The sequence below is a fragment of the Brevibacterium sp. XM4083 genome, assembly GCF_006489205.2.
Classification (GTDB): domain Bacteria; phylum Actinomycetota; class Actinomycetes; order Actinomycetales; family Brevibacteriaceae; genus Brevibacterium.
This window is the reverse complement of record NZ_VFYR02000003.1, coordinates 283,826-298,978: the sequence shown is the minus strand read 5'-3', so window position 1 is coordinate 298,978 and position 15,153 is coordinate 283,826. Positions and strand designations below refer to the sequence as shown.

The window sequence follows — 15,153 nt, the reverse complement described above, 5'->3', positions numbered from 1 at the left end:
ATCATGACCACCCCGACCACCCCTGCGCAGACGAGACCCGCCGGCACCTGGCGGTTCTTCGCCTACAGCGCCATCGGGATCGTCATGTTCTTCGTTCCCGTCACGATCGCCGGGGTCTCGACGATCCCGCTCGACCACATCGTCACGGCCATCCGCACGTTCGCGGGCCCGGTCGTGCCGTTCATCGTCGTCGCCCTCATCCTCCTCGGGGCCGTTCGCCCCTTCGTCACCGGCACGTGGAAGTCGTCGGTGACGAAGGGGATCTTCGCGGTCCTCGGCGTCGCCGGCCTCGTCGTCGCCGTCCTCATCCTCACCGCCCCGCCCGCCTGGCTCGCCGCCGAGGACATCGGCCCGTTCCTCTGGGACAAACTCGTCATCCCCGTCGGCCTCATCGTCCCCGTCGGCGCGATCTTCCTCGCCCTCCTCGTCGGGTACGGGCTCATGGAGTTCATCGGCGTCCTCGTCCAGCCGATCATGCGCCCGGTGTTCAGGACGCCGGGCCGGTCGGCCATCGACGCCGTCGCCTCGTTCGTCGGCAGCTACTCCCTCGGTCTGCTCATCACCAACCGGGTCTACAAGGAGGGCAAGTACACGGCGCGGGAGGCCGCGATCATCGCGACCGGGTTCTCGACCGTGTCGGCGACGTTCATGATCGTCGTCGCCAAGACGCTCGACCTCATGGACCACTGGCTCCTCTACTTCTTCTTCACCCTCGTCGTCACGTTCGTCGTCACGGCCGTCACCGTCCACCTGCCGCCGCTGCGATCGATCCCCGACACGTACTTCCCGGGGGCGACCCCGCAGCCGGAGGAGACGGTGACGAAGCACCGCTTCCGCATTGCGTGGCGGGAGGCGAAGGCGACGCTCGCCGAGACGCCGAGCCTCGGCCGCAACCTCTGGCTCAACTTCCGCGACGGTCTGCTCATGGCCGCCTCGATCCTGCCCTCGATCCTCTCCGTCGGACTCATCGGCCTGCTCCTGGCGAAGTACACGCCGATCTTCGACTGGCTCGGGTGGATCTTCGTGCCCTTCACGTGGGTCACGCAGCTCTCCGATCCCGTGCTCGCCGGCAAGGCCTCGGCGCTCGGACTCGTCGAGATGTTCCTGCCGGCCACCCAGGTCGCCGGCTCCGACGACCTCGTGCTGCGCTTCACGATCGCCGTCGTCTCAGTCGCCGCGATCATCTTCTTCTCCGCGATGGTGCCCTCGATCCTCGCCACGGAGATCCCGATCTCCGTCGGCGCGCTCGTCATCATCTGGTTCGAACGCGTCGTCCTCACCATCCTCATCGCCGCCCCGCTCGCCCACCTGCTGCTCTGACAGCGACTACGCTGTGAACGCCCGTCCCACCGACCATCCATCCGCCACCTGTTTCCCACCCCGACGAAAGGCCCAGCGATGTCCGCTGTCATCGATCTCGACCCCGATACCCTCACCTTCGCCGACGTCGTCGACGTCGCCCGCCACGATGCGAAGGTGGCCCTGAGCGAGACGACCCTGGCTCGCGTCGGCACGTATCGGGAGGCGATCGATGCGCTCGCTGCCGCGCCGAAGCCCGTCTACGGCGTCTCGACCGGTTTCGGGGCGCTCGCCCAGCGGCACATCCCCGCCGAGCTGCGCACCCAGCTGCAGAAGTCGCTCATCCGCTCCCATGCCGCCGGTGTCGGCGCCCCCGTCGAGCGCGAGGTCGTGCGGGCGCTCATGCTCCTGCGCGCCCGGACACTGGCGACCGGACGCACCGGTGTCCGCGCCGAGGTGCTCCAGACCTACGTCGACCTGCTCAATGCCGGAATCACCCCCGTCGTCCACGAATACGGGTCCCTCGGGTGCTCCGGTGACCTCGCGCCGCTGTCGGCGTGTGCGCTCGTCGTCATGGGCGAGGGCGTCGCCGAAGGCCCCGACGGCGTCGCCGGGCCCGCCGATGAGATCCTCGCGCAGGCCGGGATCACCCCAGTCACGCTCGCCGAGAAGGAGGGGCTCGCACTCGTCAACGGCACCGACGGCATGCTCGGCATGCTCATCATGGCCCTCACCGACCTCGAGAGCCTGCTCACCGCCGTCGACGTGTCCGCGGCGATGAGCATCGAAGGGCTCTTCGGCACCGACGCTGTCTTCGCCCCCGAACTCCACTACCCGCTGCGCCCCCACGACGGTCAGGCCGCCTCGGCGTCCAACATGCTCGCCGCCCTCCACGGGTCGGGCATCACCGCGAGCCACCGGGATTCGACCCACCTCGTCCAGGACGCGTACTCGATGCGCTGCGCCCCGCAGGTCAACGGCGCCGCCCGCGACGCCGTCGCCTTCGCCACTCAGGTCGCCGAACGCGAACTGCGGGCCGCGATCGACAACCCCGTCGTCCTCACCAACGGCATGGTCTCCTCGAACGGCAACTTCCACGGCGCGCCCTTGGCCCACGCGCTGGACTTCCTCGCGATCGTCGCCGCCGATGTCGCCTCGATGGCCGAACGCCGCACCGACCGCCTCATGGACGTCGCCCGCAACCAGGGGCTCACCCCGTTCCTCGCCGACGACGCCGGAGTCGACTCCGGTCTGATGATCGCCCACTACACGCAGGCGGCCATGGTCTCCGAGGCCAAGCGCAATGCCGCCCCCGCCTCGGTCGACTCGATCCCGTCCTCGGCGATGCAGGAGGACCACGTGTCGATGGGCTGGTCGGCGGCACGCAAGCTGCGCCAGGTCGTCGACAACCTCGCGAGCGTCATCGGCATCGAGCTCTATGCGGCATCCCGGGCCTGCGACATGCGCGAGGCTGATCCGGCCCCGGTCACCGGCGCCGTCATCGCCGCAATCCGGGAGACCGTGCCCGGTCCCGGCCCCGACCGGTTCCTCTCCCCGGAACTCGCCGAGACCATCGCGAAGGTCAAAGACGGATCCCTCGTCGCCGCCGCCGAGGCGGTCACCCCGCTCGCCCACACCGTCACCGCGGCCGCCGGCACCTGGCAGCCCGTGGGCGGCGGCCCGGCCGTCAACGATCCCGACTTCACCGCGCTCGGCAACCTCGAGGCCGCCGCCGAGGCCTCGGGCACGGCCGCGGCGACGACCGAATACCACGAGGACAAGTGAGATGAGCGACGTCGTCTCCCTCCTCGCCCAGATCGCCGACACCGGTCGGGATCCGCGCGGACCCGGGTACCAGCGGCCCGGGTTCTCCGCCACGGAACGGGAGCTGCGCACGTGGTTCCTCGCCGAGGCGGACCGCCGCGGCCTCGACACCGAGATCGACGCGAACGGCATCACGTGGGCGTGGGCGACCGCACCGGGCGACGACGCCGTCGTCACCGGCTCCCACCTCGACTCCGTCCCCGGCGGCGGGGCGTTCGACGGGCCGCTCGGGGTCGCCTCGGCGCTCGCTGCCTTCGACGACCTCAAGGCCTCCGGGGCACTCGACTCCGCCGGCCGTCCGCTCGCGCTCGCCGTCTTCCCTGAGGAGGAGGGGTCGCGGTTCGGGGTCGCCTGCCTCGGCTCGCGGCTCATCACCGGTGCGATCGACTCCGCGCGGGCTCTGGACTTAAGGGACGCGAACGGTGACACCTTCGCCGATGTCGCCCGCGGCTACGGCCTCGACCCCGAACGCATGGGCGCGGACCCACAGCGGCTGCAGGGCATCGGCTCGTTCATCGAACTCCACGTCGAACAGGGCATCGGGCTGGCCGGCACTGATCAGGCTGTGGCCATCGGCACCTCCATCATCGGACACGGTCGGTGGCACTTCGCGTTCGCCGGTCAGGGCAACCACGCGGGGACGACCCCGATGAGCCACCGCGCCGACCCCGTGGTCGCGGCCTCCCGCGTGATCGGCGACATTCCGACCCTAGCGGCCGCCACTGACGCGACTGCCGTCGCCACCGTCGGGCGCACCCTCATCCATCCGGGCGGGACGAACGTCATCGCCTCGGGCATGAGCTTCTGGCTCGACATCCGCCACGAGGACGATGGCGTCGTCGAGCAGGTGCTCGAGGCGATCACCGCCCGCGCCCGGGACCACGCCGCGGACACGGGTGTCAGGGTCGAGGTCTCGCAGGAGTCGTACTCCCCGACGACGCGCTTCACCGCCGAGCTCAACGACCGGCTGCGCGCGGTGCTCCCCACCGCGCCGATGCTGCCCTCGGGGGCCGGCCACGACGCGGGCATCCTCGCCCCGCACGTGCCCTCGGCGATGCTCTACGTCCGCAATCCGACCGGCGTCTCGCACGCGCCGGAAGAGGCCTGCGAGGACGATGATGCGCGGGCGGGCGTCGACGCGCTCGTCGCCGTCCTCGAGGGCGAACTCGGCGTCGGCGGTGACCGATGAGCACCGCATTCTGGTGCGCGTCGGCCTGGGTCGACGGCGCGGTCGCCACCGGCGTCCTCCTCACCGTCGATGACACGGGCACGCTCACCGCGGTCGACACCGGCATCGCCGTCCCGCCGGAGGGCGCCGAGGTGGTCCCCGGTCTCGTCCTCCCCGGCGGAGTCAACGCCCACTCCCATGCGTTCCACCGGATGCTGCGCGGTCGCACCCACGGTGACGGCGGCACGTTCTGGACATGGCGGGAGGTCATGTACTCGATCGCCGGCCGACTGACCCCGGAGAACTACGAAACCGTGGCCCGGGCCGTCTTCGCGGAGATGCTCGCCGGCGGGTACACCGCGGTCGGCGAGTTCCACTACGTCCACCACGCGCCCGACGGCACCCCCTACGGCACGGAGTCCGGCTCTGCCCCGCACGCGATGGAGCGGGCGCTGGCCCGGGCGGCCGCCTCGGCGGGCATCCGGATCCGCCTCCTCGACACCGCCTACCTCACCGGCGGCATCGGTGCCGAACTGAGCCGTGAGCAGGCGCGCTTCGGCGATGGGACGATCGCCGGTTACCTCGAGCGGCACGCGCGCCTCGGTGAGGATCTCGCCGCCGAGTTCCCCGTCGGCGCACCCGGGGAGAGCTTCGTCCACCTCGGTGCCGCGATCCATTCGGTGCGTGCGGTCGCCGCCGCGGACCTGCCGCGCTTCACCGAACTGTCCGGACCGCTGCACGTCCACCTCTCCGAGCAGCCCGCGGAGAACGAGGCGTCGGTCGCGGCCTACGGGACGACGCCGACACAGGTCCTCGCCCGGGCCGGGGTCGTGAGCGAGTCGCTCTCACCTGTCCATGCGACGCATCTGTCCGAGGCCGACATCGCGACGCTCGGGCAGGGTGCGACGACGATCGTCATGTGCCCGTGCACGGAGGCCGACCTCGCCGACGGGATCGGCCCGGCCCGGGAGCTCGCCGAGGCGGGGGCGACGATCGCGCTCGGCTCCGACCAGCACGTCGTCCTCGATGCTCTGAGGGAGACGCAGGGACTCGAGGCCGGGGAGCGGCTGCGCAGCGGCCAGCGCGGTCGGTTCTCTCCGGCCGAGCTCATCGCCGCCCTGACGACCGGGGGTGCCCGCAGCCTCGCTCTGCCCGTCGGCGAACTCGTCCCCGGTGCGGCGTGCGACTTCATCGCCGTGACCACCGACAGCATGCGGACGATGGGGTCGCTGGGCGAGCAGATCGTCCTCACCGCCACCGCCGAAGACATTCGCATGACGGTGAGCGGCGGCATCGTCCGCATCCGCGACGGCGTCCACACCGAGCTCGGGCCGATCGCCGATCTCTACGCCGCGGCGTTCGACGCCCTGGGAATGGCGACGGCTGCGCCCCAGGCCCATGTGTCCGGGACGGCTGGCTGAGTCGTGGCTGAGGTTCCCGCACTGCGCCGCTCGGTGGCGATCCTGCGCCATCTGGCGGCGTCGAACCGGGCGATCTCCGCGGGTGCCCTCGTGCGCGCCCTCGACCTGCCGCGCTCGAGCGTCTACGAGCTGCTCGCGGTCCTCGAGGAGCTCGGCCTGGTCGTCCGCACCGAACCGGGGTTCGTCCTCGGGCCCGGCGTCCACGAACTCGGCAGCTCGTACCTGCGGATGAATCCGCTCCAGCGGCTCGCCCAGCCGGTCGTGCGCCAGCTCGCCGAAGACACGGCGGCGACGGCGCAGCTCGCCGTCATCCGCGGGTGGGAGACGGTGTACGTGCTCAAGGAGCAGTCGCTGAAGTCCGTCGCCGTCGTCACCGCGACCGGGGTGCGGATGCCGAGCTACCTCACGGCCACCGGGCGGGCGATCCTCGCCCAGCTGCCGAAGTCCGAGGTGCTCGCGATGTTCCAGTCCGAGTCCGCCTTCGTCACCCGCACAGGACAGGGCCCGACGTCGGTGCGGCAGCTGAGCGCCCTGCTCGCGCAGACCAGGCGCGCCGGGTGGGCGATCGAACACGGGGAGGTGACGCCGGGCATCGCGACGCTCGCCGCCCCCGTCTACGATGTGCTCTCCCGCCCGATCGCCGCGATCGGGCTCTCCGTGCCCGCGCCCGAAGCGCCGTCCGCCGGAACCGGTGAAGCCTCCGGGGCCGGGGACGCCACCGCGACGCCCGAGATGCCCGACGACCTCGTCGATCGGGTGCTCGCCGCTGCCGCCGAGGTCACCGCGAAGCTGCGCTGACCGCGAAGCTGAGGTCACCGCGTTCGCCGGGCACCGCCTCGGCGATCGTCCGCGCTGACATCCGCCACCGATGAACGGCGGTTACACTGTGCCCACCCCAGACCGCAGCGGAGCCGACCGAGGGTTCGCGCGAGACCCAGGAGCAGGCATGGAATCCCCACATCTGACAATGTTCGGCAGCGACGCCGGACGCGCTCGCGAGATCCTCGAGGTGCTCGCCCGCTACGGCATCGCCGAACGATCCGCGCGCACGCTCGCCGCCGCGGACGGCAGCACGAACCTCGCGACGAAGTTCGCCGATCCCGACCTCGTCACACTCGAGCCCGGCGCGCGGCTCACCGCGGCGTTCACCGAACTCGGGACGACCTGGATCAAACTCGGCCAGTCGTTGAGCATGCGCGCCGACCTCGTGGGCGCCGATATCGCCGAGGCGCTGTCCGGGCTCCAAGCCGAAGTGCCGGCCGATCCGCCGGGCAGGGCGAAGGAGCGGGTCGAGGCCGACCTCGGTGCCCCGGTGAGCGAACTCTTCACCTCCTTCGATGTCGAGCCCTTCGCCTCGGGGTCGGTGGCGCAGGCGCATCACGCGGTGCTCAAGGACGGCACCCCGGCCGTCGTCAAGGTCCTCCACTCCGGGGCCGAGGAGAAGGTCCGCGGCGACCTCGACCTCATGAAGAAGGTCGCGCGGTTCGTCGAATCCGCGGACCCGGAGCTCGCGCGCTTCAACCCGGCGCAGATGGTCGACGAATTCGCCGAGATGATGAGCCAGGCAATGGACCTGACCAACGAGCTGCGGGCGATGCAGCGCTTCGCCCGAGAGCTCGCCGAACTCGACTGGCTGCTCGTGCCCACGCCCTACCCGGAGCTCAGCGCGACCGGGGTGCTGACGATGGAGCAGATGCCGGGCGTCCAGACGAAGACCAGCGCCGATGTCACGGGCGCCGGGTGGAGTGTCGACGATCTCACGAAGCACGTGACGAACGCGTGGATGACGATGATCTTCGACAACGGCCTCTATCACGCCGACCCGCATCCGGGGAACTTCCTCATCCCCGATGCCGAGCATGTCGTCCTTCTCGACTACGGGGATGTCGGCTACCTCGCCGGCCCGCGGCGCAACGACGTCATCCGCCTCCTCACCGCCGTCGTCGGACGTGACGTCTCCGACCTCACCGACATCCTCCTCATCGTCTGCAACGCCCCCGCCTCGACGGATGTCAAAGACCTCGAGATGGCCGTCGACAAGTGGATGGCGCAGTACCTGCCCGAGGACACGGCGTCGACGGACATCGACCTCAATGCCGCGATGACCGCGTGCATGCAGCTGCTCCACGACAAGGAGCTGAGCTTCCCGAGCGACCTGGCGATGCTCGTGCGCGTCATGGGGCGGCTCGAGGGCTTCGGCATCCAGCTCGGCAGCACCGTGACAATGGAGGAGTACCTCGGGCCGTACCTGCGTGAGCACATGATCAGGGAGAACAGTCCGAAGAAGATGCTCGAGCGGCTCGTGCGGTCGACGACGAGCTGGACTCGGATGGCCCGTGAGCTGCCCCGCGACATCGAGATCCTCGTTCAGCAGCTGCGCAAGGGCGAGACCCGGTTGGAGATCAACCTGCGCGACCCCGAAGAGCTCACCGACAAGCTCATCGACGGCCTCATGGCGTCATCGTCGCTGCTCGCCGCCTCGCAGCTGCTGGCGAACCGGACGGGACCGACGGTCAAGGGCGTCTCGATCGCCGGTCTCGCCGCGGCCGGGGTCTCCGTGGTGACGTGGCGGAACCTCACGGTCCGGCGCAACAGCCACATCACCGTCACCGAGGAGCTCATGAAGCTGGCCCGCCGCGTGCGGTGAGGGCGCGTGCGATGAGGCCGCCAGCGGCTGCCACACTGATTCTGCGCCAGGTCCATGGCGAAAACAGAGCCCAGATCGCCATGGACCTGGCACACAATCACCGCGGACGCGGCGCAGACTGCCCGGCGCCGCTCCAGGCTGACTCAGCTCTGGGACTTCAGGCCGTCACTGGCCGTCGTCGATGAGGGTGAGCAGCTCCTTCGCCGCTTTCTCGATCTCGGCGTGCTTGTACTCCCCGGCACGCGATTCTGCGGCGATGACTCCGGCCCGGTGGACGACGACGAAGTCGCCGTAGGGGAACGAGTAGGCCTTCTTCGTGCGCGGGTCAGCCGACTCGTCGATGCCGAGGTGCCACTTCGCGTAGGCGTCCCACCCGTTGTTGGAGATGAAGACGTCCTCGTCCTCGGCGCTGGGGCGATCCTTCGACCAGTCTCCGCGATCGTTGCGATCGACCTTGCCGTCTCGGATGAGGGTGCGCGCCTGTTCGACGCCCTGGGTGTTCACTGCGATCGACATGCGGGTACTCTAACGCTCCCATCGGGCACTGACCACCCTGTGGACGCCGCCACGGCATCCGGCGGCGTAGACTGCGAGCATGCGCAACGCCGGACTCACCTGGTGGTGGCTGCCTTCCGACGCAGCCGACTGACGCATACCCGCGGGCTGCATGGCAGCCCGCATCCGACGTGGGACTCTCCGTGCGACCCGTGCCGCCGACACCGCACTCGCACACCCTGAGGAGAACACCCATGGATTCCTATTCCGCGACCCTTGATCGCATGCCGCAGCTGCGCGCCGACATCGACGACCACCCGCAGAGATTCCGGATGCTCACCGGCGAACGACCCACCGGCCGGCTGCACCTCGGACACCTCTTCGGGTCGATCCTCGAACGTGTCGCCCTGCAGGACCGGGGAATCGAGACGTTCATCGTCCTCGCGGACTATCAGGTCATCACCGATCGGGCGACCTCGGCGAACGTCGCCGACCACGTCCGGGAGGCGATCATCGACTACGTCGCAGCGGGCATCGACCCGGCACGGACGACGATCTTCACCCACTCGGCGATCCCCGCACTCAACCAGCTGATTCTGCCGTTCCTCAGCCTCGTCACCGACAGCGAGCTGCGACGCAACCCCACCGTCAAAGCTGAACTCGCCGCTTCGGATCGGCCCCTGAGCGGACTGCTGCTCACCTATCCCGTTCACCAGGCCGCCGACATCCTCTTCTGCAAGGGCAGCCTCGTTCCCGTCGGCAAGGACAACCTGCCGCACGTGGAGATCACCCGCACGATCGCCCGGCGATTCAACGACCGCTACGACCGGGTGTTCCCCGAACCCGAGGCGATGCTCACGACGACCCCGGAGCTGCCCGGCCTCGACGGGCGGAAGATGTCGAAGAGCTACGGCAACGCCATCTCGCTGGGGATGAGCGCCGATGAGACGGCGCAGGCGATCCGGAAGGCCCCGACCGATGCCGAGCGGACGATCACGTTCGATCCGGAGAACCGTCCGGGGATCGGGGCGCTGCTGACGACCGCGGCCGTGTGCTCGGGTCGGACGCCCCAGGCCATCGCCGCGGAGATCGGTGAGGCCGGTGCGGGTGCCCTCAAAGCGCTCACCGCCGAGGCGGTCAACGAGTTCCTCACCGACCATCGTCAGCGCCGTGCCGAGCTGGCCGCGGATCGGGGTGCGGTCGAGGCGATCCTCGCCGCCGGCAACGAGCGGGCTCAGGTCATCGCCGAGGCGACCCTCGACGAAGTGCGCACCGCGATGGGGATGGATTACGGGCGCAGGTGAGCGGTCGTGGCCTCCCGCGCCCGGCGGCGCAGGAGGACGGCGACCTCGAGGTGCTTCGTGTGCGGGAACATGTCGAAGACGCGGGCTCGGGTGACCTCGTAGCTCGGCATCCGGTCGAGGTCCGCGGCCAGGGTGAGCGGATTGCAGCTCGAATAGACGATGTGCTCGACCCCGGAGTCCTCGAGCACGGTCGACAGCCGCGATCCGATCCCGCGCCGAGGCGGATTGACGATGATCGCGTCCGGGCGCTCCCCGGCACCGAGGCGGGTCTCAGCAACCTCGGTGGCATCCCCCGCGACGAACTCCGTGACGTCGGCGACGCCGAGTTCGGCGGCACTGAGCTTCGCCGACTCGATCGCCTGGTCGCTGATCTCGATGCCGGTGATGCGCCTCGGCGCCGGCCTGCCATCGCCGCTGCCGGACGCGCTCCACAGGGCGAAGCCGCCGACCCCGCAGTAGAGGTCCCACAGCGCGGCCGGGGCGATCTCGTCGACCCAGTCCGCGACCTGATCGCAGAGCGCGGTCGCGACCCCGGTGTTCGTCTGGAAGAAGCTCTGCGGCCGCAGGTGGAGGTCGACGCGCTCGAGGTTCATCCGCAGCGATTCGCCGACGAGCATGACCTCCCGACTGCCCTCAAGAGCCGCCTTGTGCTCGGGGAGGAGGTTGACGGAGACGACGGTCGCCTGCGGGATCGCCGCGCGCAGCGCCGCGGTCCTGGAGGCGATGACCTCGAGTCCGAACTGCGAGCGGACGACGAAGCGGACCATGAGCTCCCCCGAGGGCGCCGCGGTGACGTGGACGAACTTCAGCTCACCTCGGCGGGCGGAGACATCGTAGGGGTCGAGGCCGGTCGCGTCGAGGAAGTCGGCGAGCACGGGGATGACAGCACGGATCGTCGGCACCTGGATCCCGCAGTCGCGCAGGTCGACGCCGTGGAAGTCCCCATCGAGGATGCCGAGCGTCACCGCACCCGCAGCCCCGCCGACGGCGAGTTTCGCCCGGTTGCGGAAGTCATGGTCGGGACCCGAGGCGGCCGGCAGCCACTCAGCGGGGGCTTGGGCGGCGAGGACCTCGCGGCACCAGGCCTCCTTATCCGTGATCTGCTCGTCGTGCGGGGTGCCGAGCAGGGCGCACGACCGGCACCGGTCGGCCTCGAAGTAGTGGCAGACCAGGCGTCCGTCCACGGTCGTGGCAGGAGTGAGCGGCAGCGTGGTCATGCCTGCCATTTTACGCGGCAGCGTCGCCGGCCCCCGGCGGGAGTGGGCTCAGCCCTCCGCGGTCGCACTCTTCATCGCATCGTAGGCGGCGAGCGCGGCATGACGGGACTCGCCGAGGTCGACGAGCGGCTCGCCCGCGTCCCCCGACTCACCGAGCCACCGCCTCACGTACACCCCGTCGGGGTCGAAGCGGACCCGCTGCCGCTCGGGATTGAAGACCCGGAAGAAGGGGGAGGCGTCGGCACCGCACCCGGCGACCCACTGCCAGGACACGGGATTGTTCGCCTCATCGGCGTCGACGAGGGTGTCCCAGAACCACTGCTCCCCGGACTGCCAGGCCAGCAGCAGGTTCTTCGTCAGCAGGCTCGCCACGACCATCCGGACCCGGTTGTGCATCCACCCGGTCTCCCACAGCTGCCGCATCCCTGCGTCGACGAGTGCGATCCCCGTCCGTCCCGCCTGCCACGCGTGCAGCGCCTCGTCATCGTCCTCGTAGGGGAAGTGCGCGAACTCCGGCCGCATCGGCTGCCAGTCGAGGTCGGGCACATGGTGGGTGAGGTGCCATGCGAACTCCCGCCAGTACAGCTGCCGCACCCACGCCTGCCGATCCGCCGCCCCCACCTCGGCGAGGTCCGCGACGGCGGTGAGGAGCTGCCGCGGCGAGACCTCACCGAACCGCAGGCGCGGCGACAGTGCCGATGTCCCCTGAGGATCCCCGGGCACGTCCCGGTCTTCGGCGTAGCCGTCGATGCGCTCGCCGAGGCGGTCGAGCGCCTCCGCGGCAGCGACGACTCCCGGTGTCCAGTGGGCGGCCACCGTGTCCGTCCACCACAGAAACCCGCCCGACCCGGTGTTGGAGGCCGGATCACCGGCCACGACGTCGAGCAGACCAAGGTCGGTGATGGCGGTGAGGAGGTGGGGACTGTCCTGCCGGACGCGGGCGAGGCGCACGGCGGTCGCCGCACTCAGTGACTGCGCCTCGATGACCGGCAGCGGCAGGTCGACGGGGACCTCCCGGGCGGCGTTCCAGAACGGGGTGAAGACCTTGTAGTGCTCACTCGCCGAGGACGGTGTGACCTCCCATGGTTCGACGAGAAGCGCGCCCCGCGAGCCCTCCGCCGCGATGCCGCGTGCGCTCAGCGTGCCGGCGACGACCTCGTCGAGGGCGTGGGAGGCCGGGGCATAGCGGCGCGACCAGCGCACCGTCGTCGCCCCAAGACCCTCGGCGACGTCGGGGATGATGTCGGCGGCAGTCCCCGCAGCGAGGAGCAGCGGGATGCCGAGCGACTCGAGTTCCCCCTCGAGGACCTCGAGGGATTCGTGGGCCCACCAGCGCGCTGCCGCCCCGAGCGGGCGCGGTCCGCGGCCCTCGGCATCCCGGGTCTCACGGATCCAGATCGCCACGACATCGCCGGCTTCACGGGCGGCGGTGAGCGCCTCGTGGTCGGCGACGCGCAGATCGTCGCGGAACCAGACGAGGGTGAGGGGGTGGGAGGCCATGACAGGGATTATCGCACTGTCGCAGACCACGCAGAGCGACCGGTCGACCCGTCTCAGACCAGGGCGAAGCTGAGGACGAGGAAGAGGGCGAAGGAGATGACGGGGGTGAAGATCGCGACGGCCGTGGCGATGATCCCCTGCGTGCGGCCGCGGTCGGTGGCGGTCGCGATGATGCCCATGACGAGGCCGCTGAGCCCGGCCAGCGTGCACAGGCCCTGGAGAGCGAAGAGCGTCGTGCCGAGCACCGTCAGCCACGCCGGTGCGTCGGAGAAGTAGCGTCCGTTCGCGGCTTCGGCGGGTCCCGCGGTGGCCCCGAGGATCATCGAGGCGATGAGGGACAGTGCCGCAGCACCGAGGGTGAGCCCGAGCGCCCACTTCCCGAGCCGCGGCGACGGCGCACCCGCCACAGCGGATCCGGGCACTGGGTCGACAAGCCCGGTCACGGGGTCGACAGGCCCGGGCACTGGGGGTGCGGGCGTGCGGAGAGCGGAGGGGCCGGCCGGCATCTGCGCGGCCAGTTCGTCATCGGTGGGCTGCGGATACGAGAAGTTCGGCGAGGTCATGTCCCCGACGCTACGGAACCGCGTTCCCGGGGCACAGACGGCTTCCCGATGGGTGGGGTCGGGATAACCTCACTCCTTGATCGCGGCGATGAGGAAGCGCTTCTGCGTCACCTCGATCGGGCGGCGCTCGGCGGCGAGGCGCTCCAGACCGCCGAGGTGGTCGCCGACGACGAAGTCGGGCACGTCCCACGGCACGTAGGCGAGGTACTCGATGACGGCCTCGACGTCGGTGAAGCGCATCGTCCCCTGCCAGCGGCGGGCCGCTTCGACGCGCAGTCCCTGCTCCTCGACGGCGTCGACGCACGGTTCGAGCTGGATCTCCGGATGCTCGGGTTCCCCGCCGAACCAGTTGCGGAACTCGATCGCCTCGGTGCCGTCGACCTGCTGGGTGAGGAAGAGTCCGCCGGGGGAGAGGACACGGGCCACCTCGGCGATGTCATAGCTCTCATGCCGGTTCATCACGACGTCGAAGGACGCATCGGACCACGGCAGCGGCTCGCCGTCGCCGCTGTCGTAGTCGCTGACCTCGATCCCGAAGGGTTCGAGCGCGGCGGCGGCCACCGGCACGTTCGGCGCCCAGCCTTCGGTGGCGACGATCGAGAGGTCGGGCGCGGTCCCGGGGTGGCGGCCGCGGAAGCGCTTGACGAGGGCGATGAGGCGCTCGCCGCCTCCCGTGCCCATGTCGAGGACGGTGCTCGCGTCGTCCCAGGCCTCGAGGCACATCGTGTCGAAGTCCCACGGGGGGTCGTCGGCGACGAGGCGGCCCTCGAGGGCGGTGAAGTTCCACCCGGTCATGGCGGCGGTCTCGTGGATCCAGGTCCACCGGGAATGGCGTTCGGCCGGGGATTCGGCGCGAGCGCGGCTGCTGTCGGCGAATTCGGGCATTTCCACACTCCTTCGTCTGGCGTGGCGGCCGTCACTTCGAGCCTAGCCGAGTCCTCGTGCGATCCGAAGCACCGCAATGTTGCAATCGGTTCACGACCGTCCCGCCGGCGACGAGCTCACACGAGGAAGCACCCGATGAGGACGAGGACGGTGAGGGCGAGCACCCACCACGGATCGGGCAGCAGTGTCATGGCGTCCTGCGGAAGCGGGTGTGGAAGGCGATGATGTCGGCAAGCGCTGTGACCGCGTCGGCGGCACTCATGTCGCTGGCCGCCCAGCGGAAGATCACGCCCATGTAGGAGTCGTAGAGGGCCGCGGCGCTCGCCCGCGCATTGTCCTCACTGATCCCGATCGACACGAGGTTGTCCCGCAGGGCTGCCTGGAGATCCCGGGCGAGGCCGTCGAAGACCTGCGGCCGACCGTGGATGCGGATGAGCGCGGCCGCGTAGTCCCGGGAGAGGTCCTCATGAGCGGCGAAGAACTCGAGGAACGGCAGGAAGATCCCGAGCAGATGGTCCTGCACCGCCGAGGTGGTGCCCGTCCGCGCGATCGTCGCCGGGACCTCCGCGGTGCCGTCCTGGAGCTGCCCGATCCACCGGTCGTAGCACGCGACGAGGAGAGCATCCTTGTCCCCGACCGCCATCACCCGGCCCACAGACACCCCCGCCGCCTCGGCGACCCGGCGGATGGTCGTCGCCCGGTATCCCGCGGCGAGGAAGAGGTCGGCGGCGGCCGTGATGATCCGATCCTCGGTCCGTCGGCGCTGGAGCGAGCGCGCGGATTCCTGGGGGTGCGGTGGATTTGAGTGAACACGTTCACTGGGCATGGCT

Annotated in this window: 13 protein-coding genes; 7 read left to right on the top strand and 6 right to left on the bottom strand. The window is 70.2% G+C overall.

Translation table 11 applies throughout. The features are described 5' to 3' along the window. The first annotated feature begins 3 nt into the window (after positions 1 to 3). The 6 genes from FJ887_RS10620 (at position 4) to FJ887_RS10595 (ending at position 8,359) form a co-directional block, all read left to right on the top strand. On the top strand, positions 4 to 1,320 hold the full coding sequence (locus FJ887_RS10620; protein ID WP_137825025.1) for a YjiH family protein: 1,317 nt from the start codon (positions 4 to 6) through the stop codon (positions 1,318 to 1,320). Between the two features lie 78 nt (positions 1,321 to 1,398). Beyond that, complete coding sequence (hutH, locus tag FJ887_RS10615; RefSeq protein WP_137825024.1) at positions 1,399 to 3,084, top strand: histidine ammonia-lyase; 1,686 nt, start codon at positions 1,399 to 1,401, stop codon at positions 3,082 to 3,084. A 1-nt stretch (position 3,085) separates the two neighbouring features. Further along, entirely contained in the window at positions 3,086 to 4,312 is a 1,227-nt protein-coding gene (locus FJ887_RS10610; RefSeq protein WP_137825023.1) for an allantoate amidohydrolase, read from the top strand. After that, positions 4,309 to 5,712 carry a formimidoylglutamate deiminase gene (locus FJ887_RS10605; RefSeq protein ID WP_137825022.1) on the top strand — a complete coding sequence of 468 codons (1,404 nt, stop codon included), beginning with the start codon at positions 4,309 to 4,311 and terminating at the stop codon, positions 5,710 to 5,712. Before FJ887_RS10610 ends, FJ887_RS10605 begins: the two co-directional genes overlap by 4 nt. A gap of 3 nt (positions 5,713 to 5,715) precedes the next feature. Continuing rightward, positions 5,716 to 6,510: an IclR family transcriptional regulator gene (locus tag FJ887_RS10600; protein WP_137825021.1), complete on the top strand. Its 795-nt coding sequence runs from the start codon at positions 5,716 to 5,718 to the stop codon at positions 6,508 to 6,510. A 148-nt stretch (positions 6,511 to 6,658) separates the two neighbouring features. Further along, the gene (locus tag FJ887_RS10595) at positions 6,659 to 8,359 is read left to right on the top strand and encodes an ABC1 kinase family protein (RefSeq protein ID WP_171007010.1); all 1,701 of its coding nucleotides are present in this window, start codon (positions 6,659 to 6,661) and stop codon (positions 8,357 to 8,359) included. Positions 8,360 to 8,524: 165 nt separating this feature from the next. Here the strand turns inward: FJ887_RS10595 and FJ887_RS10590 are convergent, their stop codons facing one another. Further along, a complete protein-coding gene (locus FJ887_RS10590; protein ID WP_137825019.1) occupies positions 8,525 to 8,875 on the bottom strand; it encodes a hypothetical protein in 351 nt (116 codons plus the stop codon). A gap of 233 nt (positions 8,876 to 9,108) precedes the next feature. On the opposite strand from FJ887_RS10590, the gene trpS reads away from it, so the two are divergent. Continuing rightward, positions 9,109 to 10,158, top strand: coding sequence for a tryptophan--tRNA ligase (trpS, locus tag FJ887_RS10585; RefSeq protein WP_137825018.1), 1,050 nt, complete (start codon positions 9,109 to 9,111; stop codon positions 10,156 to 10,158). On the opposite strand, the gene FJ887_RS10580 is transcribed toward trpS, so the two are convergent. From FJ887_RS10580 to FJ887_RS10560, 5 genes are all read right to left on the bottom strand, one after another. Continuing rightward, positions 10,143 to 11,375, bottom strand: coding sequence for a methyltransferase domain-containing protein (locus FJ887_RS10580; RefSeq protein ID WP_137825017.1), 1,233 nt, complete (start codon positions 11,373 to 11,375; stop codon positions 10,143 to 10,145). The genes trpS and FJ887_RS10580 overlap by 16 nt on opposite strands. Positions 11,376 to 11,423: 48 nt before the next feature. Then, the gene (locus FJ887_RS10575) at positions 11,424 to 12,875 is read right to left on the bottom strand and encodes a cryptochrome/photolyase family protein (RefSeq protein WP_137825016.1); all 1,452 of its coding nucleotides are present in this window, start codon (positions 12,873 to 12,875) and stop codon (positions 11,424 to 11,426) included. Positions 12,876 to 12,928: 53 nt separating this feature from the next. Next, the gene (locus FJ887_RS10570) at positions 12,929 to 13,438 is read right to left on the bottom strand and encodes a hypothetical protein (protein ID WP_137825015.1); all 510 of its coding nucleotides are present in this window, start codon (positions 13,436 to 13,438) and stop codon (positions 12,929 to 12,931) included. Between the two features lie 69 nt (positions 13,439 to 13,507). Continuing rightward, positions 13,508 to 14,323: a class I SAM-dependent methyltransferase gene (locus tag FJ887_RS10565; RefSeq protein WP_137825014.1), complete on the bottom strand. Its 816-nt coding sequence runs from the start codon at positions 14,321 to 14,323 to the stop codon at positions 13,508 to 13,510. A gap of 187 nt (positions 14,324 to 14,510) precedes the next feature. Beyond that, positions 14,511 to 15,149, bottom strand: coding sequence for a TetR/AcrR family transcriptional regulator (locus FJ887_RS10560; RefSeq protein WP_137825013.1), 639 nt, complete (start codon positions 15,147 to 15,149; stop codon positions 14,511 to 14,513). Positions 15,150 to 15,153: the final 4 nt, after the last annotated feature.

What these genes read in the sequence shown, in the direction of transcription:
- FJ887_RS10595 (WP_171007010.1), top strand. Translation starts at nt 6,659, where the DNA reads ATGGAATCCCCACATCTGACAATGTTCGGCAGCGACGCCGGACGCGCT.
- FJ887_RS10565 (WP_137825014.1), bottom strand. Translation starts at nt 14,323, where the DNA reads ATGCCCGAATTCGCCGACAGCAGCCGCGCTCGCGCCGAATCCCCGGCC.
- FJ887_RS10620 (WP_137825025.1), top strand. Translation starts at nt 4, where the DNA reads ATGACCACCCCGACCACCCCTGCGCAGACGAGACCCGCCGGCACCTGG.
- FJ887_RS10570 (WP_137825015.1), bottom strand. Translation starts at nt 13,438, where the DNA reads ATGACCTCGCCGAACTTCTCGTATCCGCAGCCCACCGATGACGAACTG.
- hutH (WP_137825024.1), top strand. Translation starts at nt 1,399, where the DNA reads ATGTCCGCTGTCATCGATCTCGACCCCGATACCCTCACCTTCGCCGAC.
- FJ887_RS10560 (WP_137825013.1), bottom strand. Translation starts at nt 15,149, where the DNA reads ATGCCCAGTGAACGTGTTCACTCAAATCCACCGCACCCCCAGGAATCC.
- FJ887_RS10610 (WP_137825023.1), top strand. Translation starts at nt 3,086, where the DNA reads ATGAGCGACGTCGTCTCCCTCCTCGCCCAGATCGCCGACACCGGTCGG.
- FJ887_RS10605 (WP_137825022.1), top strand. Translation starts at nt 4,309, where the DNA reads ATGAGCACCGCATTCTGGTGCGCGTCGGCCTGGGTCGACGGCGCGGTC.
- trpS (WP_137825018.1), top strand. Translation starts at nt 9,109, where the DNA reads ATGGATTCCTATTCCGCGACCCTTGATCGCATGCCGCAGCTGCGCGCC.
- FJ887_RS10590 (WP_137825019.1), bottom strand. Translation starts at nt 8,875, where the DNA reads ATGTCGATCGCAGTGAACACCCAGGGCGTCGAACAGGCGCGCACCCTC.
- FJ887_RS10575 (WP_137825016.1), bottom strand. Translation starts at nt 12,875, where the DNA reads ATGGCCTCCCACCCCCTCACCCTCGTCTGGTTCCGCGACGATCTGCGC.
- FJ887_RS10580 (WP_137825017.1), bottom strand. Translation starts at nt 11,375, where the DNA reads ATGACCACGCTGCCGCTCACTCCTGCCACGACCGTGGACGGACGCCTG.